This window comes from Streptomyces sp. NPDC006544 (genome assembly GCF_040611715.1).
In the GTDB taxonomy this organism is placed as follows: Bacteria; Actinomycetota; Actinomycetes; order Streptomycetales; family Streptomycetaceae; genus Streptomyces.
This window is the reverse complement of record NZ_JBEXOV010000022.1, coordinates 57,340-79,991: the sequence shown is the minus strand read 5'-3', so window position 1 is coordinate 79,991 and position 22,652 is coordinate 57,340. Positions and strand designations below refer to the sequence as shown.

Annotated in this window: 14 protein-coding genes and 1 pseudogene; 6 read left to right on the top strand and 9 right to left on the bottom strand. The window is 72.0% G+C overall.

The annotated features are described in order from the left end of the window. Window positions 1-191: 191 nt before the first annotated feature. A complete protein-coding gene (locus ABZY44_RS13475) occupies window positions 192-920 on the top strand; it encodes a response regulator transcription factor (protein WP_356653108.1) in 729 nt (242 codons plus the stop codon). A 63-nt stretch (window positions 921-983) separates the two neighbouring features. Here the strand turns inward: ABZY44_RS13475 and ABZY44_RS13470 are convergent, their stop codons facing one another. Both ABZY44_RS13470 and ABZY44_RS13465 read right to left on the bottom strand, forming a co-directional pair. Then, a complete protein-coding gene (locus ABZY44_RS13470; RefSeq protein ID WP_356653106.1) occupies window positions 984-2,174 on the bottom strand; it encodes a crosslink repair DNA glycosylase YcaQ family protein in 1,191 nt (396 codons plus the stop codon). A gap of 9 nt (window positions 2,175-2,183) precedes the next feature. Then, a complete protein-coding gene (locus ABZY44_RS13465) occupies window positions 2,184-2,819 on the bottom strand; it encodes a GNAT family N-acetyltransferase (RefSeq protein WP_356653104.1) in 636 nt (211 codons plus the stop codon). A 240-nt stretch (window positions 2,820-3,059) separates the two neighbouring features. Between ABZY44_RS13465 and secA the strand changes: the two genes are divergently transcribed. After that, window positions 3,060-5,834 (top strand): preprotein translocase subunit SecA, encoded by a 2,775-nt coding sequence (gene secA, locus ABZY44_RS13460; protein ID WP_356653102.1) that lies wholly within the window; start codon window positions 3,060-3,062, stop codon window positions 5,832-5,834. Between the two features lie 110 nt (window positions 5,835-5,944). Here the strand turns inward: secA and ABZY44_RS13455 are convergent, their stop codons facing one another. Beyond that, complete coding sequence (locus ABZY44_RS13455) at window positions 5,945-6,412, bottom strand: Rv3235 family protein (protein WP_356653100.1); 468 nt, start codon at window positions 6,410-6,412, stop codon at window positions 5,945-5,947. Window positions 6,413-6,884: 472 nt separating this feature from the next. On the opposite strand from ABZY44_RS13455, the gene ABZY44_RS13450 reads away from it, so the two are divergent. The 3 genes from ABZY44_RS13450 to ABZY44_RS13440 all read left to right on the top strand — a co-directional run bounded on the left by ABZY44_RS13450 (window position 6,885) and on the right by ABZY44_RS13440 (window position 13,446). Next, window positions 6,885-7,385, top strand: a complete 501-nt coding sequence (locus tag ABZY44_RS13450) for a hypothetical protein (RefSeq protein WP_356653098.1) — start codon at window positions 6,885-6,887, stop codon at window positions 7,383-7,385. 26 nt (window positions 7,386-7,411) lie between these two features. Continuing rightward, window positions 7,412-8,089, top strand: coding sequence for an HAD family hydrolase (locus tag ABZY44_RS13445; RefSeq protein ID WP_356653096.1), 678 nt, complete (start codon window positions 7,412-7,414; stop codon window positions 8,087-8,089). Window positions 8,090-8,463: 374 nt separating this feature from the next. Continuing rightward, window positions 8,464-13,446: an NAD-glutamate dehydrogenase gene (locus ABZY44_RS13440; RefSeq protein ID WP_356653094.1), complete on the top strand. Its 4,983-nt coding sequence runs from the start codon at window positions 8,464-8,466 to the stop codon at window positions 13,444-13,446. A 99-nt stretch (window positions 13,447-13,545) separates the two neighbouring features. On the opposite strand, the gene ABZY44_RS13435 is transcribed toward ABZY44_RS13440, so the two are convergent. Next, on the bottom strand, window positions 13,546-14,289 hold the full coding sequence (locus ABZY44_RS13435; protein ID WP_356653137.1) for an ABC transporter ATP-binding protein: 744 nt from the start codon (window positions 14,287-14,289) through the stop codon (window positions 13,546-13,548). Between the two features lie 112 nt (window positions 14,290-14,401). Beyond that, window positions 14,402-15,262 (bottom strand): ABC transporter permease, encoded by an 861-nt coding sequence (locus tag ABZY44_RS13430; RefSeq protein ID WP_356653135.1) that lies wholly within the window; start codon window positions 15,260-15,262, stop codon window positions 14,402-14,404. A 221-nt stretch (window positions 15,263-15,483) separates the two neighbouring features. On the opposite strand from ABZY44_RS13430, the gene ABZY44_RS13425 reads away from it, so the two are divergent. Then, the gene (locus ABZY44_RS13425; RefSeq protein WP_356653092.1) at window positions 15,484-16,137 is read left to right on the top strand and encodes a TetR/AcrR family transcriptional regulator; all 654 of its coding nucleotides are present in this window, start codon (window positions 15,484-15,486) and stop codon (window positions 16,135-16,137) included. Between the two features lie 96 nt (window positions 16,138-16,233). Here the strand turns inward: ABZY44_RS13425 and ABZY44_RS13420 are convergent. The 4 genes and pseudogenes from ABZY44_RS13420 to ABZY44_RS13405 all read right to left on the bottom strand — a co-directional run bounded on the left by ABZY44_RS13420 (window position 16,234) and on the right by ABZY44_RS13405 (window position 22,277). Then, window positions 16,234-18,482, bottom strand: a pseudogene (locus tag ABZY44_RS13420) (bifunctional glycosyltransferase family 2 protein/CDP-glycerol:glycerophosphate glycerophosphotransferase). 135 nt (window positions 18,483-18,617) lie between these two features. Next, window positions 18,618-19,466, bottom strand: a complete 849-nt coding sequence (locus ABZY44_RS13415) for a carbohydrate ABC transporter permease (RefSeq protein WP_356653090.1) — start codon at window positions 19,464-19,466, stop codon at window positions 18,618-18,620. Further along, complete coding sequence (locus ABZY44_RS13410) at window positions 19,463-20,728, bottom strand: ABC transporter permease subunit (protein WP_356653133.1); 1,266 nt, start codon at window positions 20,726-20,728, stop codon at window positions 19,463-19,465. Before ABZY44_RS13410 ends, ABZY44_RS13415 begins: the two co-directional genes overlap by 4 nt. Window positions 20,729-20,837: 109 nt before the next feature. After that, entirely contained in the window at window positions 20,838-22,277 is a 1,440-nt protein-coding gene (locus ABZY44_RS13405) for an ABC transporter substrate-binding protein (RefSeq protein WP_356653088.1), read from the bottom strand. Window positions 22,278-22,652: the final 375 nt, after the last annotated feature.

Here is a 22,652-nt window from a genome sequence, read left to right as displayed (position 1 = left end):
TGTGGTGCCCCCGCGTCCGCTTCGGCGGGCGCGGGGGCACCCGCACGAGGAGATGGCCGGTATCGGTCGGCCTGTAATCGTCTGCACCCGCCCCGTCACGCGGGCATGGAATCATGTCGGGCAGTCAGCCGGCGGCCGCTCCCGTCGGATTGACCCAGCAGCTCAGCACATGCGGTGCAGGGGGAGGAACGATGGCGGACAGCTTCGGGCCGGTGCGTGACGACGACGGTGCGGGCTGCCGTGAGGAAGAACGGCCCGCCGAACCGATCAGGGTGCTCGTGGTCGACGACCACGCGCTGTTCCGGCGCGGGCTGGAGATCGTGCTCGCGCAGGAGGAGGACATCCAGGTCGTCGGCGAGGCCGGGGACGGCGCGGAGGCCGTGGACAAGGCGGCGGACCTGCTGCCGGACATCGTGCTGATGGACGTACGGATGCCCCGGCGCGGCGGCATCGAGGCCTGCACGTCGATCAAGGAGGTGGCCCCCTCCGCGAAGATCATCATGCTGACGATCAGCGACGAGGAGGCGGACCTCTACGACGCGATCAAGGCCGGTGCCACGGGGTACCTCCTGAAGGAGATCTCCACGGACGAGGTCGCCACCGCGATCCGTGCGGTGGCGGACGGGCAGTCGCAGATCAGTCCGTCGATGGCGTCGAAACTGCTCACGGAGTTCAAGTCGATGATCCAGCGGACGGACGAGCGGCGTCTGGTGCCGGCGCCCCGGCTGACGGACCGGGAGCTGGAGGTCCTGAAGCTGGTCGCCACCGGGATGAACAACCGCGACATCGCGAAGGAGTTGTTCATCTCCGAGAACACGGTGAAGAACCACGTCCGGAACATCCTGGAGAAGCTGCAGCTGCACTCCAGGATGGAGGCGGTGGTGTACGCGATGCGCGAGAAGATCCTCGAGATCCGCTAGCGGGGTCCGGACTCCCGGACCCCCGGGAGTCCGGGAGTCCGGAAGTCCGGAAGTCCGGGAGCCTCAGAGCGACGCGAGCTCGGACGTCACCGCTGCCGCCTCCGCGGGGGAGCCGGCCCGGTCGATGCGGACCGCGTCGCAGCCGACCCAGGAGGCCGCCTCGCGGAGGGCCTGCGCCATGGGACGGGCCGCCTGCGGGGTGGTCAGGGAAAGCTGGCGGGCCACCAGGGTCGTGCCCTCGCGGGCCGGGTCCACCCGCCCCTGGAGGTGTCCCGCGGCCAGCAGCGGCATGGCGAAGTAGCCGTGGACCCGCTGCGGTTTGGGGACGTACGCCTCGAGCCGGTGCGTGAAGCCGAAGATCCGCTCCGTGCGCGGGCGCTCCCAGATCAGGGAGTCGAAGGGCGACAGCAGGGTGGTGCGGTGGCGGCCGCGGGGCGGCGTCGACAGGGCCGCCGGGTCCGCCCACGCGGGCTTGCCCCAGCCCTCCACCTCCACCGGGACCAGGCCCGAGTCGGCGATCACCGCGTCGAACTGCGCCCCGGTCAGGCGGTGGTAGTCCGCGATGTCGGACCGGGTGCCGACGCCCAGGGACCGGCCGGCCAGGGCCACCAGCCGGCGCACGCACTCGTGGTCGTCCAGCCCGTCGTGGAGCAACGCCTCGGGAACCGCCCGCTCGGGGAGGTCGTAGACCCGCTTCCAGCCCCGCCGCTCGGTGCAGACCACCTCGCCGATGTCGAGGAGCCACTCCACCGCGATCTTCGTCTCGGACCATTCGAACCATTCGCCGCCGTTCTTGGCGCCGCCCAGCTCGGTGGAGGTGAGCGGCCCCTCGGCCCGCAGGCGGTCCAGGACGGTCTTCGTCGAGCGGTCCTTGTCCGCGAGGACGTGCCAGCGGTGGCCGCGTGCCTTGCGGGCCCGGCGGCGGAAGGCGAAGTGCGGCCACTCCTCGATGGGCAGGATGCAGGCGGCGTGCGACCAGTACTCGAAGGCGTGCTGCCGCGACCAGTACGCGGCCTCGACGCCGGGGCGGCCGACCGCGCCCAGGCGCGCGTACGGGACGAGCTCGTGGGAGCGGGCCAGCACGGAGATGGTGTCGAGCTGGACGGCGCCCAGGTGCCGCAGGACCCCGCGTACCCCGCCCCGCCGGTCGGGTGCGCCCAGGAAGCCCTGCGCGCGCAGCGCGGTGCGGCGCGCCTCGTCGGCGGACAGGGTCGAGGACGGGGCCGGTCGCGGGAGGGGGGTGGCGGTCGTCATGACCGCACCCTAGAGGCGGCCACTGACAGGCGGCGGCGAGCCCGGCGGTGACCCGGCCGGCCCCGGGACCGGCGGCCGCGCGGGCGAGGGCAGGTAGGGGAGGCGGGAGGGCAGGGCCAGGTCGGAGGGGAGCAGGGAGCCGGTCCAGCAGTCCCGCAGGGTCTCGCGGTGCTCCATGCCCGCGCGCAGGACGCCCTCGATGACGAAGCCGGTCTTCTCGGCGACCGAGCGGGAGGCGTCGTTGCCGACCCCGGCGCGCCAGATCATCCGTACGCAGCCGAGTTCGGCGAAGGCCCAGCGCAGTACGGCGGGGAGCGCCTCGGGCAGGTAGCCGCGGCCCCGGTGCGCGCCGACGGTCCAGTAGCCGACCTCGTGCGCGAACGAGCCGCTCGGGACGACCCCGATGCAGGCGACCAGCGGGCCGTCGGCGCCGAGGCGGACCGCGAAGTTGTATTCGGAGCCGTCCTCCCAGCCGCCCGGGACCCGCGCCACGTAGGCCTCGGCGTGCGTGCGCTCGTACGGGACGGGTACGGGGATCCAGCGCTGGATGGCGGGGTCCTGGAGCGCCGCGTGGACCTCGTCCGTGTCCGAGGGGCGCAGGGGGCGCAGTACGAGGCGTTCCGTGGTGAGGGTGATCGTTTCCATGAGGGGATTCTGGTGGCGGGGGCCGCCCCGCGCCGAACGGATTCGGGGAAGAGGGTGCCTTCGCACCGGCACCTTCGGCGCCCCCCGCACGTTCTCTTTCCGGGCAGTCCTGTCCCGCAGGTGGTGCGGGCCTCCCGACGCGGCCGCGTCCTCGCTTACGATGGCCGTTGCGGTGGGGCCCACCCTCCGTGCCCGCGCACGAACCAGTGCCAGGCCCGACCGGCAAGGAGACAAACCTCGGTGTCCGTCTTCAACAAGCTCATGCGTGCAGGCGAAGGCAAGATCCTCAAAAAACTGCACCGCATCGCGGACCAGGTCAACTCCATCGAAGAGGACTTCGTCAACCTCTCCGACGCCGACTTGCGTGCGCTCACGGACGAGTACAAGCAGCGCTTCCAGGACGGCGAGAGCCTGGACGACCTGCTGCCCGAGGCCTTCGCGACCGTCCGCGAGGCCGCCAAGCGCGTCCTCGGCCAGCGTCACTACGACGTCCAGATCATGGGCGGCGCCGCTCTGCACCTCGGCTACGTGGCCGAGATGAAGACCGGTGAGGGCAAGACCCTCGTCGGCACGCTCCCGGCGTACCTGAACGCGCTGTCCGGCAAGGGCGTCCACCTGATCACGGTGAACGACTACCTCGCCGAGCGCGACTCCGAGATGATGGGCCGGGTGCACAAGTTCCTCGGCCTGGAGGTCGGGTGCATCCTGGCGAACATGTCTCCGGCGCAGCGCCGTGAGCAGTACGGGTACGACATCACGTACGGGACGAACAACGAGTTCGGCTTCGACTACCTCCGCGACAACATGGCGTGGTCGCAGGACGAGCTGGTCCAGCGTGGCCACAACTTCGCCGTGGTCGACGAGGTCGACTCGATCCTCGTCGACGAGGCCCGTACCCCGCTGATCATCTCCGGCCCGGCCGACCAGGCCACCAAGTGGTACGCGGACTTCGCGAAGCTGGTCACCCGCCTGACCAAGGGCGAGCCCGGCCAGCCCCTCAAGGGCATCGAGGAGACCGGCGACTACGAGGTCGACGAGAAGAAGCGCACCGTCGCCATCCACGAGTCCGGTGTCGCGAAGGTCGAGGACTGGCTCGGCATCGAGAACCTCTACGAGTCGGTGAACACCCCGCTCGTCGGCTACCTGAACAACGCCATCAAGGCGAAGGAACTGTTCAAGGCCGACAAGGACTACGTCGTCATCGACGGCGAGGTCATGATCGTCGACGAGCACACCGGCCGCATCCTCGCCGGGCGCCGCTACAACGAGGGCATGCACCAGGCGATCGAGGCGAAGGAAGGGGTGGACATCAAGGACGAGAACCAGACCCTCGCCACGATCACCCTCCAGAACTTCTTCCGCCTGTACTCGAAGCTGTCGGGCATGACCGGTACGGCCATGACCGAGGCCGCCGAGTTCCACCAGATCTACAAGCTCGGTGTCGTCCCGATCCCGACCAACCGGGACATGGTCCGCAAGGACCAGGCGGACCTGATCTACCGCACCGAGGTCGCGAAGTTCGCCGCCGTCGTCGACGACATCGCGGAGAAGCACGAGAAGGGCCAGCCGATCCTCGTCGGTACGACGTCGGTCGAGAAGTCCGAGTACCTCTCGCAGCAGTTGTCCAAGCGCGGCATCCCGCACGAGGTGCTGAACGCGAAGCAGCACGAGCGCGAGGCCTCGATCGTCGCCCAGGCGGGCCGCCGCGGCGCCGTCACGGTCGCCACGAACATGGCCGGCCGCGGTACCGACATCAAGCTCGGCGGCAACCCGGACGACCTGGCCGAGGCAGAGCTGCGCCAGCGCGGCCTGGACCCGGAGGAGCACATCGAGGAGTGGGCGCACGCCCTTCCCGAGGCGCTCACGCGGGCCGAGGCGGCCGTGAAGGCGGAGTTCGAGGAGGTCAAGGAGCTCGGCGGGCTGTACGTGCTGGGCACCGAGCGCCACGAGTCGCGCCGTATCGACAACCAGCTGCGCGGCCGCTCCGGCCGACAGGGCGACCCGGGCGAGTCCCGCTTCTACCTCTCGCTCGGCGACGACCTGATGCGCCTGTTCAAGGCGCAGATGGTCGAGCGGGTCATGTCGATGGCGAACGTGCCGGACGACGTGCCGATCGAGAACAAGATGGTCACGCGGGCCATCGCGTCGGCCCAGTCGCAGGTCGAGACCCAGAACTTCGAGACGCGCAAGAACGTCCTGAAGTACGACGAGGTCCTCAACAACCAGCGCACGGTCATCTACGCGGAGCGCCGGCGGGTCCTGGAGGGCGAAGACCTCCAGGAGCAGATCCGGCACATGATGGACGACACGATCGACGCGTACATCACGGCCGAGACGGTCGAGGGGTTCGCGGAGGAGTGGGACCTGGACCGGCTGTGGAACGCCTTCGGGCAGCTCTACCCGATCAAGGTCACGGTCGAGGAGCTCGAGGAGGCGGCGGGCGACCGCGCGGGCATCACCGCCGAGTTCATCGCGGAGTCCGTCAAGGACGACATCCACGAGCAGTACGAGGCGCGCGAGGCCACCCTCGGTTCCGACATCATGCGCGAGCTGGAGCGGCGCGTGGTGCTGTCGGTGCTGGACCGCAAGTGGCGTGAGCACCTGTACGAGATGGACTACCTGCAGGAGGGCATCGGCCTGCGGGCGATGGCCCAGAAGGACCCGCTGGTCGAGTACCAGCGCGAGGGCTTCGACATGTTCAACGCCATGCAGGAGGGCATCAAGGAGGAGTCCGTCGGCTACCTGTTCAACCTGGAGGTCCAGGTCGAGCAGCAGGTCGAGGAGGTCCCGGTGCAGGACGCGGGCCCGTCGCTGACCAAGCCGGAGATCCGGGCGAAGGGCCTGGACGCTCCGCAGCGTCCGGACCGGCTGCACTTCTCCGCGCCGACGGTGGACGGCGAGGGCGGGGTCGTCGAGGGCGACTTCGACGCCGACGCCGGGGACGACGCCGGGATGACGCGTGCGGAGCGCCGCAAGGCCGCGAAGGCCACGGGCGGCCGTCGCCGCAAGAAGTAGCCGCCGCCGCGCGCGGCGCCCCCGCCGGGGCCGGACACCACGTCGTACGTGGGGTCCGGCCCCGGCGGCGTGCTGCGCCGCGCCGTGTCGTGCACCGCGGCAGGGGTGGGTCACGGGCGGGGTCCGCGCAGTTCGACGGCGGCGCAGCGCCAGCGGAGGTCGGCGCCCTGTTCGAGGCGGAACGCCAGCGCGGTCAGGCGGTCTCCCGTCGCGATGCGGGCGAACGCCTCGATGACCCCCGGCCCGGGGACGAAGCGGCCGCACTGGCGGACGACGGGGCGCGGGCGGTCGCGTACGGGCTCCGGGGGGCTCGCGGGGCGGGGGAGGGGGTCCGCGGGGCCCGGGGTGTCCGCGGGGCCCGTGGGGCCGGCGGGGGCCAGGCCGATCAGCTGGTCGTAGGCGGGGCCGACGGTGTGGCCCATCAGGGAGTGCACCGGGCGGCGGCCGCTGAGCACGGCGAGCAGCCGGTCGGCGAACCAGTGGTGCGGGCCGCGGTGGATCACGGCGGGCGGGCGGCGCTGGTCGTGGCGGCCGGCGGGCCGGGTCGCGTTCTTGGCCTGGGCGGTCCTGGTGGTCATGCGCTGCCCCCGAGAAGTCCGGGCCCGGAGCGGTACCGGGCGGTAACTTGGTAGGGGACTTCTACGGTCCCGCGAACACGCTCCGCAACGGCCCGGAACCGCCCCCGCGGCGGGATCCGCCTTCACCTATCCGGTTCGGGCGCCCGGTGCCCCGGGGCCCCCGCCGCGCTCCCCACGGGAGCCGGGTGGACGCCGCGCGGTCCCGGCCCGGCACCCCGAAGGGGGACCGGAGCCGTCACCGGACGCAGTGCGCGTCCCCCGCGGGAGGCCGGCCGCGCCCACGCGCGGAAGCCGGCTGCGCCCCCCACCCGGAGGCCGACTGCCCGCAGGCTCGGAGGCCGGCCGTGCCCGTGCCCGGAGGCCGGCTGCCCGCGGGCTCGGGAGACCGCGGCGCCGACCGTCGGGACCCCGCACCCCGAACCGGTGGGGGCCGTATCCTGAGGGCGTTTCCGACTACCGAAAGCGGCCGGCCATGCGTGTGTACGTCCCCCTGACCCTTCCCGGGCTCGCCGAGGCGCACGAGGCGGGTGAGCTGGGGCCGGCTCCGTTGCGGGCGTACGCCGTCACGCCCGGCCTGCGCGAGTGGTACGTGTCGGACGACATGGAGGAACTCGAGTACGCCGCCCTGGGCCGGGCCGCCGCCGCCTCCCTGCGGATGCTCGCCGAGGACGACTCCGCGCCCCGCAAGCGGGTCGTCGTGGCCGTGGACGTGGACGACGCGGCCGCCACCGCGGCCCCCGGCGACGAGGAGGCCGCGCTCGGCCGGGTGGCCCTCGCCGGGACCGTACGGCTCGCGGTGGCCGCCGCCGTCCACATGGACGCGCAGGACGCCCTGGAGGACGTGGAGGCGGCCGTGCGCGCCGTCCCGGCGGCCGGCCGGGGGGACGAGGACGCGCAGTCCACCGTCGACGGAGCCGAGGACCACGAGCTGCTGTGGTTCGGCGTCCAGGAGATCCCGGGGCTGCTGAAGTGACGGCGCCCGAAGGGACGTTTCCCGAGATGACGCTCGTGACGCCGGTCAGCCCCCACATCGTCTGGGACTGGAACGGCACCCTGCTCCACGACATCGACGCCGTGATGACGGCCACGAACGCCTCGTTCGCCGAGCTCGGCCTCGCGGCGATCACGCTGGAGAGGTACCGCGAGCTGTACGTCGTGCCGGTGCCGAAGTTCTACGAGCGCCTCATGGGGCGGCTGCCCACGGACGCGGAGTGGCTCGTCATGGACGAGGCGTTCCACCGCCACTACTGGGCCGCCGCCGACGCCGCCGGACTCGCCGAAGGGGCCCGGGAGCTGCTGCGCGACTGGCAGGCGGCAGGGCTCACGCAGTCCCTGCTGTCCCTCGCGCCCCACGACAAGCTGGTCCCGCTCGTCCGGGCGCACGGCATCGACGGGCACTTCCTGCGGGTCGACGGGCGCATCGGGCCCTCGCACACCACGAAGGCGGGACATCTCGTACGCCACCTGCAGGCCCTGGAGGGGACGGGGGTGACGGCCGCCCGTACGGTCCTCATCGGAGACGCCGTGGACGACGCCCTGGCGGCCGCGCACGTGGGCGCGCGGGCCGTTCTCTACACGGGCGGCTCGCACAGCCGCAGCAGTCTGGAATCAGCCGGTGTGCCCGTCGTGGACACCCTGGCGGAGGCCGTACGCACTGCTCGCGAGCTGGCCGGATAGCGGCGTACGCGGCGACCGGCACGGCCGCGCGGGCGCGTCGCTGTCCAGAGTGTCAAAGTTCCCCCCCTGGTTTTGTACACATACAGCTCATGACGAGTCGGGGGTGGGGCGAGATAGCCTGGTACCCGTGATCAGCGCGATAGTTCTCGGAGGCACCGAAGCCTCCGCCCCGCGCCCGGCGCACGACCGTGCCCGGGCCTTCGCTGATCCCCGCTGCCGGGACCTCTTGCCGATCATGGCCGATTTCCTCCCAGGCGGCGCTCTCGACGACATAGCGTCGATCCCGAACGGATTCCGACACACCGCCTCGCGGCGCTACGTCATTCCTTCCTTCACCTACGTCACGCAATGGCGCGCGACAGGAGCCAGAGGACATGCAGACCAAGCTGGACGAAGCAAAGGCCGAGCTGCTCGCGCGGGCGGCCCGGGTAGCTGAGAACAGCCCGGCCGGGGGGCTACTTCCGACTGGGTCAGAGCAAGGAGAGCGTCCCGACCGTCCGGATCAGGACGCGATGCTCGCCTACCTCCAGCGCTACTACCTGCACACCGCCCCCGAGGACCTCCTCGACCGGGACCCGGTCGACGTGTTCGGGGCAGCGCTCTCGCACTACCGGATCGCGGAGACGCGCCCGCAGGGCAAGGCGAGCGTCCGCGTGCACACCCCCACGGTGGAGGAGAACGGCTGGACCTCCAGCCACTCCGTCGTCGAGGTGGTCACGGACGACATGCCCTTCCTGGTCGACAGCGTCACCAACGAGCTGTCCCGCCACGGACGCGGCATCCACCTCGTGATCCACCCGCAGGTCGTCGTCCGCCGTGACGTCACCGGCAAGCTGATCGAGATCCTCGGCCCCGACTGCGACGCGCACGGTCCGCGCACCGCGCGCCCCCACGACTCCCTCGTCGAGTCCTGGATCCACGTCGAGATCGACCGCGAGACCGACAAGGCCGACCTCAAGCAGATCACCACCGACCTGCAGCGCGTCCTGTCCGACGTACGGGAGTCCGTCGAGGACTGGGAGAAGATGCGCGACGCGGCGCTGCGCATCGCGGAGGACCTGCCGAAGGAGCCGACCGCGCCCGATCTGCGCGAGTACGAGCTCGAAGAGGCCCGCGAGCTGCTGCGCTGGCTCGCCGACGACCACTTCACCTTCCTGGGCTACCGCGAGTACAACCTCGTCGACGGCGACTCCCTGGCCGCCGTGCCCGGCACCGGCCTCGGCATCCTGCGCGCCGACCCGCACCACAGCGGCAAGGACGACGGCCACCCCGTCTCGCCGTCCTTCAACCGGCTGCCGGCCGACGCCCGCGCCAAGGCCCGCGAGCACCGCCTGCTGGTGCTGACCAAGGCCAACAGCCGCTCCACGGTGCACCGCCCCTCGTACCTCGACTACGTGGGCGTCAAGAAGTTCGACGCCGACGGCAACGTCATCGGCGAACGCCGCTTCCTCGGCCTGTTCTCCTCCGCCGCGTACACCGAGTCGGTGCGCCGCGTCCCGGTCATCCGCCGCAAGGTCGTCGAGGTCCTCGACGGCGCCGGCTTCGCGCCCTCCAGCCACGACGGCCGCGACCTGCTGCAGATCCTGGAGACCTACCCGCGCGACGAGCTGTTCCAGACCCCGGTCGACCAGCTCCAGGCCATCGCCACCTCCGTCCTCTACCTCCAGGAGCGCCGCCGGCTGCGGCTGTACCTGCGCCAGGACGAGTACGGGCGCTACTACTCGGCGCTGGTCTACCTGCCGCGCGACCGCTACACCACCGGCGTGCGGCTGCGCCTGATCGCGATCCTGCAGGAGGAGCTCGACGGCATCAGCGTCGACTTCACCGCCTGGAACACCGAGTCGATCCTCTCCCGCATCCACTTCGTCGTCCGCGTCCCGCAGGGCACCGAGCTGCCCAAGCTGACCGACGCCGACGTCGAGCGCATCGAGGCCCGCCTCGTGGAGGCCGCCCGCTCCTGGGCCGACGGCTTCGGCGAGGCCCTGGTCGCCGAGCTGGGCGAGGAGCGCGCCGCCGAGCTGCTGCGCAAGTACGGGACCTCCTTCCCCGAGGGCTACAAGGCCGACCACTCGCCGCGCGCGGCCGTGGCCGACCTGTGCCACCTGGAGCGGCTGTCCGCCAGCGACCGCGAGTTCGCGCTGTCGCTGTACGAGCCGGTCGGCGCGGGCCCCGGCGAGCGCCGGTTCAAGATCTACCGGACGGGTGAGCAGGTCTCCCTGTCCGCCGTCCTGCCGGTCCTGCAGCGCCTGGGCGTCGAGGTCACCGACGAGCGGCCGTACGAGCTGCGGTGCAGCGACCGCAGCAACGCGTGGATCTACGACTTCGGTCTGCGGATGCCGCTCTCCGCCAGCGGCGACAGCGCCGCCGGGTACCTCGGCGACGACGCCCGCGAGCGGTTCCAGGAAGCCTTCGCGGCGGTCTGGCGGGGCGATGCCGAGAACGACAACTTCAACACCCTGGTCCTGAGCGCCGGGCTGACCTGGCGCCAGGCGGTCGTCCTGCGCGCGTACGCCAAGTACCTGCGCCAGGCCGGAGCCACCTTCAGCCAGGACTACATGGAGGACACCCTCCGCAACAACGTCCACACCACGCGGCTGCTGATCTCGCTCTTCGAGGCGCGGATGTCGCCCGGCCGCCAGTCGGCCGGCAGCGAGCTCGTCGACGCGATGCTCGAGGAGCTGGACGGGGCCCTGGACCAGGTCGCCTCGCTCGACGAGGACCGGATCCTGCGGTCCTTCCTCACGCTCATCAAGGCGACGCTGCGGACCAACTTCTTCCAGCTCAACCGTGTGGGCGAGCAGCACGCGTACGTGTCGATGAAGTTCGACCCGCAGGCCATCCCGGACCTGCCGGCCCCGCGCCCCGCCTTCGAGATCTGGGTGTACTCCCCGCGCGTCGAGGGCGTCCACCTGCGCTTCGGCAAGGTCGCCCGAGGCGGTCTGCGCTGGTCCGACCGGCGCGAGGACTTCCGTACGGAGATCCTCGGCCTGGTCAAGGCGCAGATGGTGAAGAACACCGTCATCGTGCCCGTCGGCGCCAAGGGCGGCTTCGTCGCGAAGAACCTCCCCGACCCGTCGGTGGACCGCGACGCGTGGCTCGCCGAGGGCATCGCCTCTTACAAGATCTTCATCTCGGCGCTGCTCGACATCACCGACAACCTGGTCGGCGGCGAGGTCGTCCACCCCAAGGCCGTGGTCCGCCACGACGAGGACGACACCTACCTCGTCGTCGCCGCCGACAAGGGCACCGCGACGTTCTCCGACATCGCCAACGGCGTCGCGGAGTCCTACGGGTTCTGGCTCGGCGACGCCTTCGCCTCCGGCGGCTCGGCCGGCTACGACCACAAGGGCATGGGCATCACCGCCCGCGGCGCCTGGGAGTCCGTCAAGCGGCACTTCCGCGAGCTCGGGCATGACACCCAGACGCAGGACTTCACCGTCGTCGGCGTCGGCGACATGTCCGGCGACGTCTTCGGCAACGGCATGCTGCTCTCCGAGCACATCCGCCTGGTCGCCGCCTTCGACCACCGGCACATCTTCATCGACCCGGACCCGGACGCGGCCACCTCGTACGCCGAGCGCCGGCGCCTGTTCGAGCTGCCGCGCTCCTCGTGGGCCGACTACGACACCTCGCTGCTGTCCGCGGGCGGCGGCATCCACCCGCGCAGCGCGAAGGCCATCCCGGTCAACGCCCACGTCCGCGAGGCCCTGGGCATCGAGGCGGGCGTCACGAAGATGACCCCGGCCGACCTGATGAAGGCGATCCTGCAGTCCCCGGTGGACCTGCTGTGGAACGGCGGCATCGGCACGTACGTCAAGGCGACGGCCGAGACCCACGCGGACGTCGGCGACAAGGCCAACGACGCCATCCGCGTCAACGGCTCCGATGTGCGCGCCCAGGTCATCGGCGAGGGCGGCAACCTGGGTCTGACCCAGCTCGGCCGCATCGAGTTCGCCCGCAGCGGCGCCGGCGGCGAGGGCGGCAAGGTCAACACCGACGCCATCGACAACAGCGCGGGCGTGGACACCTCCGACCACGAGGTGAACATCAAGATCCTGCTGAACTCGGTGGTCACCGACGGCGACCTGACCGTCAAGCAGCGCAACAAGTTCCTCGCCGAGATGACCGACGAGGTCGGCCGGCTCGTCCTGCGCAACAACTACGCGCAGAACGTGGCGCTGGCCAACGGCGCGGCCCAGGCCCCCAGCCTGCTCCACGCCCAGCAGCGCTTCATGCGCCGCCTGGGCCGTGACGGCCTGCTGGACCGCGCGCTGGAGTTCCTGCCCAACGACCGGCAGATCCGCGAACTGCTCAACACCGGCCGGGGCCTGACCCAGCCGGAGCTGGCCGTCCTGTTCGCCTACACCAAGATCACGGTGGCGGACGAGCTCATCCACACCGAGCTGCCGGACGACCCGTACCTCGCCCGCCTGCTGCACGCCTACTTCCCCGCCGCGCTGCTCACGAAGTTCCCCGAGCAGGTCGACGGGCACGCGCTGCGCCGCGAGATCATCACCACGGTGCTGGTCAACGACACCGTCAACAGCGGTGGCTCGACCTTCCTGCACCGTCTGCGCGAGGAGACCGGGGCCTCCCTGGAGGAGATCGTCCGGGCGCAGCTCGCGGCCCGCGAGATCTTCGGGCTGGCCGGGGTGTGGGACGACGTGGAGGCCCTCGACAACAAGGTCGCCGCGGACGTCCAGACCCGGGTGCGGCTGCACTCGCGGCGCCTGGTCGAGCGCGGCACGCGCTGGCTGCTGAACAACCGGCCGCAGCCGCTCGAGATCACCGGGACCATCGAGTTCTTCGCCGACCGCGTGGAGCGGGTCTGGTCGGAGCTGGCGAAGCTGGTGCGCGGCGCGGACCTGGAGTGGTACGAGGCCGTCATGGCCGAGCTGATCGGCGAGGGCGTCCCGGAAGAGCTGGCGGCCAAGGTGGCCGGCTTCTCGTCGGCCTTCCCGACGCTGGACATCGTCGCGATCTCGGACCGTACGGGCGTGGAGCCGCTGGCCGTCGCCGAGGTGTACTACGACCTCGCCGACCGCCTGGACATCACCAAGCTCATGGACCGGATCATCGAGCTGCCGCGGGCGGACCGCTGGCAGTCCATGGCCCGTGCCTCCATCCGGGAGGACCTGTTCTCGGCGCACGCTGCCCTGACCGCCGACGTGCTGGCGGTAGGCAACGGCGCCTCGACTCCCGAGGAACGCTTCAAGGCGTGGGAGGAGAAGAACACGGCGATCATCGGGCGCGCCCGGTCGACCCTGGAGGAGATCCAGGGGTCGGACGACTTCGACCTGGCGAACCTGTCGGTCGCGATGCGGACGATGAGGTCGCTGCTGCGGACGCACACGTAGCCCCGCGGGGCTCCGTGCGCGCACCTGCGACGCACCCGCGCGACGAACAGGCCGGGCCCGGGACCTTCGTGGTCCCGGGCCCGGCCCGTTCGCGCGAGGTCACCGGGCGCGGGTGAACTCCTCGTAGGCGTCGCAGACTTCCCCGGAGGGGCCGTCCATGCGCAAGACGCCCGCCTCCAGCCAGATCGCCCGGTCGCAGGTCTCGCGGACCGTGCCGATGCCGTGGGAGACGAGGAAGACGGTGCCGGCCTGTTCGCGCAGCTCCTCGATGCGGGCCTGGCTGCGGCGCTGGAAGGCCGCGTCCCCGGTGGCCAGGGCCTCGTCGATCATCAGGACGTCGTGGTCCTTGGCGGCGGCGATGGAGAAGCGGAGCCGGGCGCCCATGCCGGAGGAGTACGTGCGCATGGGGAGCGAGATGAAGTCGCCCTTCTCGTTGATCCCCGAGAAGTCGACGATGCCCTGGTAGCGCTCGCGGATCTGCTGCTTGGTCATGCCCATCGCCAGACCGCCGAGGACGACGTTGCGCTCGCCCGTCAGATCGTTCATCAGGGCGGCGTTCACGCCGAGCAGGGACGGCTGGCCGTGCGAGAAGATCCTGCCGCGGGCCACCGGCTGGAGGCCGGCGACGGCGGACAGCAGGGTGGACTTGCCGGAGCCGTTGCTGCCGATCAGGCCGATGGCCTCGCCCTTGTACGCGGTGAAGCTGACGCCCTTCACGGCGTGCACCTCGCGGATGCCGGGGGCGGCCTTGCGGGAGAAGAGCCGGCTCAGGGCGGCGGAGGCGCCGCCCTTGCGGCCTCCGGTGCCGTGCACCTTGTAGATCACGTGGACCCCGTCGGCGATGACGGTCGGGACGCGGGTGTCAGGGACCTGCGGGGCGGTGCGGGTGCCGGTCGCGGTGGCGGTCCCCGTCGTGGACGCGGGGTCGTACGCGGTCGCCGGTGCGCTTGCGGTGTCAGCCACGGCCGTACTCCTCCTCGGCCTTCCAGAAGAAGACGAACCCGCCCACGCCCACGATCAGCGCCCAGCCGAGCGCGATCGGCCATACGTGGTGCGGGAGCCGGTCCGCGCCGTACGTGTCGATGAGGGCGAAGCGCATCAGGTCGATGAACACGGCCGCGGGGTTGAGCTGGAGGGCCGTCGAGACCCAGCGCGGCAGGTCGGCCGTCCTGAGCATCGAGTCGATGGACCACATGACGCCCGAGGCGTACATCCAGGTCCGCAGGACGAACGGCATCAGCTGGCTGACGTCCGGGCTCTTCGCCCCGACCCGGGCCATGATCATGGCGCAGCCGGCGCAGAAGGCGGCCGTCAGCAGCAGGGCCGGGAAGACGAGCAGCCAGTTCAGGGTGGGGGTCTGGCCGAAGGCGAGGAGCAGGACGATCAGTGCGCCCATGGTGACGAGCAGCTGCTGGAAGAGCTGGACGACGGTGGACAGGGGCAGCGAGGCGCGGGGGAAGTGCAGGGCGCGCACCAGGCCGAGGTTGCCCTGTACGGAGCGGGTGGCGGCGTTGACGCAGCTCCCGATGAAGTCCCAGACGAAGACGCCGGTGAGCAGGAACGGCAGGTAGTCCGGCACGCCGTGGCTCGCCTGCATGACCACGCCGAAGATGAAGTAGTAGACGGCCGCGTTGAGCAGCGGGGTCACCAGGTGCCAGATCTGGCCGAGGCCGGCCTGGCTGTACTGGGCGTGCATCCGGGCGGTGGCGTGGGCGGTCACGAAGTGGCGCCGCCCCCAGAGCTGTCCGAGGTAGCGGGGGAGCGTGGGGCGGGCCCCGCTGAGCGTCAGGCCGTGGGCCGCCGCCAGTTCGGCGATCGGGTCCGGGGTGCGGCCCCGGGCCTCGGCGGGGGCCCCGGCGGGGGCCGGGGGCGCGGTGGTCACTGTCACGGGCTCGCTTTCGACGGGATCGGGGCGTCGCCGGGGGCACTTCCCGGTGGGCGCGTAGGACGGAACGGGTCCGTATCGTCGCTACGCTGAGGGTAGGACGTGCTACGTCGGAACGCAACCGTATCGTCGTCACCGGTTATGCTCGTCTCATGACGACCGACCCCGCCACGGCCCCCGCCGCCGCCCCGCCCGCCGCCGCTTCCGCCACGCGCCGGGCCCCCGCCGGGGCCGCGGTCCTGCGCGAGGACGTGACCGAGGCGATCCGGGCGGCCGTGGTCGAGGAGCTGGCCACCGTGGGCTTCGCGCGGATGTCGATCGAGGGCGTCGCGCGGCGGGCGGGGGTCGGCAAGACGGCGGTCTACCGCCGCTGGAAGTCGAAGCTCCACCTGGTCCTGGACCTGGTGGGGGCGTTCGCCGTGGACGGCCTGCCGGTCCCGGCGACGGGAACGCTGTACGGGGACGTGCGGGCGCTGCTGGAAGTGATGTCCCACGTGCTGCGGCACCCGGTGGCCTCGGCGGTGATCCCGGACCTGCTGGTGGAGGCGGCCCGCAACCCGGAGATCGCGGACGCGGTACGGGGGGCCCTGCTCGAGGGGCAGCGCCGGATGGCGGAGGGAATCGTCTCCGAGGCGGTCGCGCGGGGCGAGCTGCCCGAGGGGGTGGACGCGGACCGGGCGCTGGACCTGGCGATCGGGCCGCTGTACTGGCGGCAGGTGGTCGTGCGGGACGCCGTGCCGGCGGGGTACCTCGACGGCCTGGCGCGGTCCGTCGTCGCGGGCCTGACGGCCGACACGCCTTCCTGACGGGCAGGGGCAGGGCACGAGCCACGCCGCCGCCGCGCCGACGGGCCGGGCCCGTCCCCGCCCGTCCCCGCCCGCGCGTCGGGGGGCTCCGGCGGCCTACGGCCAGCGGCCCGCGGTGAGGTGGGCCAGGGTGGGCTCCGGGGCGGCCGAAGGAGCCGCGGGGGCGGGGCGGCGGTCCTCCAGGGGGACGACGGGGGACGCCGGCTGGCTCAGGAAGACGCGGCGCACCACCCTCTCCGCCGCGTGGCCGTCGTCGTACGCGCAGAAGCGCGCCCGGAACGACGCCCGCAGCTGCGCCGAGCGCGAGCCCTGCCAGTGGCCCGTCGCGAAGATGTCCACCAGCTCGTCCTCGGTCCGGGCGATCGCACCCGGCGGGAAGGCCCGCAGGTCGAAGTAGGTGCCGCGGGAGGCCTCGTACGCCTCCCAGTCGTCCGCGTGGATCACGATCGGGCGGTCCAGCGAGGCGTAGTCGAACATCAGTGACGAGTAGTCCGTCACCAAGGCGTCCGAGGCCAGGCAGAGTTCCTCCACCGAGGGGTGGGCCGAGACGTCCAGCAGGCGGGGGTGCGGGTCGGGGGACGGCGAGCCCGCGTACGTCAGGTGCGTGCGGGTCAGGATCGTGTAGCGCGGGCCCAGGTCGCGCAGGATCCGCTCGAAGTCCAGGTGCTCCGGCCGGCTGCGCCGGTAGTCGCGGTGGGTCGGCGCGTACAGGACCGCGACGGAACCCGGCGGGATGCCGAGGCGTTCGCGCAGCTCGAGGACGTCCGCCCGGGTGGCCCGGTGGAAGACGTCGTTGCGGGGGTAGCCGTACTCGAGGGTGGTGTACGAGGACGGGACCGCCTTCTCCCAGACGAGCGTGGAGTGGCGGTTCGCCGAGAGCAGGTAGTCCCACTGGTCGGCGCCGCGCAGCAGGCCCGCGAAGTCCGTGGTCGGGGTCGCCGCCGGCCGGTCCTGGAGGTCGAGGCCGACCCGCTTGAGCGGGGTGCCGTGCTGGGTCTGGACGAGGATCTGGCCGGGGCGCTTGACCAGCGTGCGTTCGAAGTTGACGTTCGTGACCAGGTACGTGGCGCGGGCCAGGGCCGTCCAGTACGCCGCCGAGCCGGGGCGCAGCAGGGCCGTCTCACGGGGCAGGGTCGAGGCGTGCGCGGGATCGCAGATCCAGGCGGTGCGCATGCGCGGGGCGAGTTCGCGGAGCTTGGCCTCGATCGCCGCCGGGTTGCAGGCGTAACCGCCGTGCCAGTACGCGGAGAAGACCGCCAGTTCCGGGCGGAGCGGGAGCAGGCGCTGCGCGCGGTAGTACAGGCGCAGGGCCGCTTCGCGCAGGCCCTGTCCCAGGGCGGCGCCCGCGCGGCCCGCGGTGAGCGAGGCCGAGCGCAGCAGGGACAGCAGGCGGTACGTGCGCCGCGTGCCCAGGCGCATCAGGAGGTGGCGGGTCCGGTCCGTGCGGCTCAGGGACAGCGGGCGGGGGCCCGGGACGCGGTAGCGGCGCAGCAGGGCCGAGGCGCGGGCGAAGAACTCGGCGCGGGCCGTGCGCGGCAGCCGGCGCGGGTCGGCGTACAGGGTGCAGAAGTGCTCGGCCATCCGCCGGTGCACGGCGGGCCGCCAGCGCTCCAGCTCGGGGCGGGTGGCGAGGTAGCCGAAGACGCGGTCGTACTGGTCGAAGACGTCCAGGTGGCGCCTGCTGCTGGTGGTCAGGATCGAGCCGGTGCGGCGCTGGCGGTAGTGGACGCACACCCGGTCCAGGACGGCGACGGACTCCGCCGCGAGGAGCGCGGGATAGGTCCAGGGGGTGTCCTCGTAGAACCCGGGCGGGAAGGTGAGGCCCTCGCGCTCCACGTACTCGCGGCGGTAGGCCTTGTTCCACACCACCATCAGCATGCCGAGCAGCGCCGGGCGGTCGGCGAGCCGGAAGCTGGCCGGGCCGTCCTCGCAGAGGCGGCGGGAGAGCCGGTTGCGCACCAGCTCCCCGGTCCAGAAGGTGCGCGCGTAGTCGTAGACGAGGACGTCCGGGGAGCCGGCGGCCTTCAGCCGGTCGGTGACGGCCTGGAGTGCGCCCGGGGCGAGGGTGTCGTCCCCGTCCAGGAAGATCAGGTAGTCACCGTCGCCCGGGCCAGGCCCGCGTTGCGGGCCGGCCCGAGGCCGAGGTTGTGCGCCAGGTGCACGGCGGTCACCCGGGGGTCCCGGGCGGCGTAGTCGTCGATGATCGAACCGCAGGCGTCCGGGGAGGCGTCGTCGACCGCGATCAGTTCGAGGTCCGGGTACGACTGGGTCAGGACCGAGTCCAGACTCTCCTGGAGGTACGCCTGGACCTTGTACGCGGGCACGATGACGCTGAACCGGGGCACGGCACATCCAGGGGTCGGCGCGGGCATATGGCCCAGGAACCCCCGGCGTGGCGATCGGGTTACGCAGGGTGCGGCATTCGGGTTGCGCGGCGTCGAGGCCGCACGTCAGCCGCATGATCCAGGGTCCCTGCGGCGCTATTTGACCGCTCCCGCCATCACCCCCGAGACGAACTGCCGCTGGAAGGCGAAGAAGACGATCAGCGGCACGAGCATCGACAGGAACGCGCCGGGCGCGAGCACGTCGATGTTGTTGCCGAACTGCCGTACCTGCTGCTGCAGCGCGACGGTGACGGGCGGGTGCGCCGAGTCCGCGAAGACCAGCGCGACGAGCATGTCGTTCCACACCCACAGGAACTGGAAGATGCCGAGCGAGGCGATCGCCGGACCGCCCAGCGGCAGCACCACCCGGGCGAAGAGCCGCAGTTCGCCCGCCCCGTCGAGGCGGGCCGCCTCCAGCAGCTCGCGCGGGATCTCCGCGAAGAAGTTGCGCAGCAGGAACACCGCGAACGGCAGCCCGAACGCCGTGTGGAACAGCACCACCCCGGCGGTCGTCTCGAACAGCCCGATGGAACCGAAGAGTTCGGAGACGGGGATCAGCGCCACCTGGACGGGTACGACCAGCAGCGCGACCACCAGCAGGAACAGCCCGTCCCGGCCGGGGAACTCCAGCCAGGCGAAGGCGTATCCGGCGAACGCGCCCAGGGCCAGGACCAGGAGCGTGGCGGGGACGGCGATGGCCGCCGTGCTCAGCAGGGAGCCGGTGATGGTGTCGTTGGCCAGCAGCCGCCCGTAGTTGTCCGCCGTCAGGCGCGAGGGTGCACTCAGCACCTGCCACCAGCCGCCCCGGTTCAGGTCGGTGGGGGCGAGGAAGGAGGAGATCAGCAGGCCGAGGGTGGGCAGCAGCCAGAACAGCCCCGCCAGGACCAGGAAGACGCGCAGCGCACCGCCGGCCGCGCGGGAGGTGATGCCTCGCAGGGTGTTCATCGGCGGGCCTCCCGGCGTATCCGGCGGATGTTGTAGGCCATGACGGGGACCACCAGCACCAGCAGCAGGACGGCGATGGCGGATCCGAGCCCCGGATCGGCGTCCGTACCGAAGGAGGTCCGGTACAGCTGGAGCGCGAGGACGTTGGCGTCGTCCTGCACGGCGCCCGGCGCGATCACGAAGACCAGGTCGAAGACCTTCATGACGTTGATGACCAGGGTGACGAGGACGACCGCCAGGACGGGACCCAGCAGCGGCACGGTGATCCGCCGGAACACCTGCCACTCGCTCGCCCCGTCCACGCGCGCCGCCTCCAGCAGCTCGCGCGGCAGGGCCGCCAGTCCGGCCCCGATCAGCACCATCGCGAACCCGGCCCACATCCATACGTACGCCCCGATCACCGCCGGGGTGACGAGGGACGGGCCGAGCCACTCGACCCCCGCGTACGCCTCGCGGAAGTTCGAGGCGGGCAGCCGCAGCCGCGCGCCGTCGGCCTTCGCCGACAGGGTGAAGGTGCCGTCGGCGCGGGCCGTCGCCGAGTCGACCACCCGGCCGTCCTTGACCGCCTCGATCCGCAGCCCGGCGAGCGCCGACTCGGTGGGGTCGACCGCGTTCGTCGCGCCGCCCCCGCCCCGGGTGAAGTCCTGCCAGGCGGTGCCGGTGACCTTCCCGGGCTCGGCGGCGGCCGCCTTCGCCGGGCGCGTCCCGGCGGGCAGGGCCTCCGGGGCGATGCCGACCAGCGGGATCACCGCGGGCACGCCCGCCCGTACCGGATCGCGGGTCACGTACGCGCCCCCGTCCGACGGGAGCAGCGGGGAGTCCCGGCCCGGACGGGCCTTCGGGAAGGCGGAGGACTCGGCGAAGGTGTCGTGGACCCCCACCCAGACGGCGTTCGCGACGCCCCGGTCGGGGTCGTGGTCGTAGACGAGCCGGAAGATGATGCCCGCCGCGAGCATGGAGATGGCCATGGGCATGAAGACGAGCAGCTTGAACGCCGTTCCCCAGCGGACCCGTTCGGTGAGCACGGCGAAGACGAGGCCGAGCGCGGTCGCCGTGGTCGGGGCGAGCACCACCCACACCGCCGTGTTCTTCAGGGCGGTGCGGATGGTGTCGTCGTGCAGGATCTCCCGGTAGTTGTCGGCGCCGACGAACGCGTCGCCCGAGCGGTCGAAGAAGCTGCGGTAGAGCGAGTAGCCGATGGGGTGCACGACGAGCGCGCCGAGCAGCACGAGGCAGGGCAGGAGGAACGCCGCGGCGGTCAGCCGGCGGCGCCGGGCCTCGGCCGCCCTGGTGGGCGTGCCCGTGGCCCGGGCGCTCGCACCGGCGGCCTGGGCGGGTTCGGTGGCTTCGGTGGCTCTGGTGGGGGCCACGTCAGTTCCCGTAAGCCTTGGCCGCGTCCGCCTCCAGCTTCGCCTGGGCTCCCGCCACGTCCGACGGGTTCGCCAGGAAGTCCTGGAGCGCCTTCCACTCGCCCGCGCCGGGGGTCCCGCCGAAGGCCGCCGGAGCCTGGTCCGACATGTCGAAGCGGAAGTCGTCGCCCGCCGCGATCAGGGCTTTCGCCATGTCGCGCTGGATGTCGTTCGGATAGGCGCTCAGCTCCAGCGTCTTGTTCGGGGAGAGGAAGCCGCCCTCGCGGGCATGGACCCTCGCCGCGTCCGTCGAGGCCAGGAACGTCAGCAGCGCCTGCGCGCCCTTCGACGGCTTGAGCGCGACCGCCACGTCGCCGCCCGAGACCACCGGGGCCTTGGAGCCGACCGCGGGGAAGGGGAAGACCAGGGCGTCCTCGCCGACCTTCGCCTCCGTCTGCGCGATGTTCACCGCCACGAAGTCACCCTCGTAGACCATCGCGGCCGCCGGCCGGTCGCCGCCGGTGAAGGTCTGCGTCACCGACTTCGGGAACTCCGTCGAGAGCGCCCCGCTCTGGCCGCCCGCCAGGAAGTCCTTGCGGCCGAACAGCTCGGCGAGCGAGGTCAGCGCCTGCTTGACGCTGTCGTCCGTCCACTTGATCTGGTGCTTGGCGAGCTGGTCGTACTTCTCCGGACCGGCCTGGGAGAGGTAGACGTTCTCGAACCAGTCGGTCAGGGTCCAGCCGTCGGCGCCGGCCACCGACACCGCCGGTGTGCCGGACGCGGACAGGGTGTCGGCCGCGGTGACGAGGTCCTTCCAGGTCTTGGGGGGCGTCACGCCCGCCGCCTCGAAGGCCTTCGCGTTGTACCAGATCAACGACTTGTTGGCGGCCTTGTAATACACGCCGTACTGGGTTCCGTCGACCGCGCCCAGCGACTTCCAGCCGTTCGAGTAGTTCTTGTCGAGCTGGGCCTGCGCCTCGGCGCCGACCGGCTGCGCCCACTTGTTCTTCACCGCGGAGACCAGTGCGCCGACCTGGGGGAGCAGCGCCACGTCCGGCGGGGCGCCGCCCGCGATCTTGGAGCCGAGGAAGGTGACGATCGGGTCCTGCGCCGGAACGAAGGTGACGGTGGCGCCGGTGCGCTGCTCGAACTCCTTCAGCACCTTGGTGAAGTTCGCCTGTTCGGGGCCGGTCCAGACCGCCGCGACCTCCAGCTTCTCGCCGTCCAGACGAGGTAACGCGACGGCGGGCCCGGCGGAGGTGTCGGGGCCGTCGGTGCCCTTCGCGGGCTCCTTGTCGCTGCCGCACGCGGAGAGGGCGAGCGCGGCGGTGGCGGCGAGCGCCGCCCAAGCGGCAGCCCTCGTACGGGCCTTCGTGCCCGGCGTGCGGGCTCTCGTCCCGCTCGCGCCGGTCGTCGTACCGGTCGTCGCGCCGGTCGTGGTGCGGGTGTTCGTGCCGTGCATGGCTCTGCCCCCGATGCCTGTGTGGCTCTGGTGTGTCCCGTGCCACAAGGTCTACGCCGACCCGACCACCCTCGCAATAGCGCCCCGCTCGAGCCGAGCTCGTGCACGCCTCGCCTTCCACCGGATCCGACGGCCCCGTACGGGGGGCGGCGGCACGCTCCCGACAGCCGTCGGGCGGCCTCCCGCTCCTCGTACGGCGGGGCCCGGACGGACGTCGAGCCGCGCCCCGAAGGGGCCCCGGCCTCCGGCGAGTTCGTCCGCACGGGCCGGCCCGGGCCCGCGCGGCTGCGCGGAGAGGCCCTGGTGAGGGGCGCCGCGGGAACCGGCCGTCGCGGACGGCGCGGACCCCTGGGCCCGGCAGGGCGGAGCGGCGCG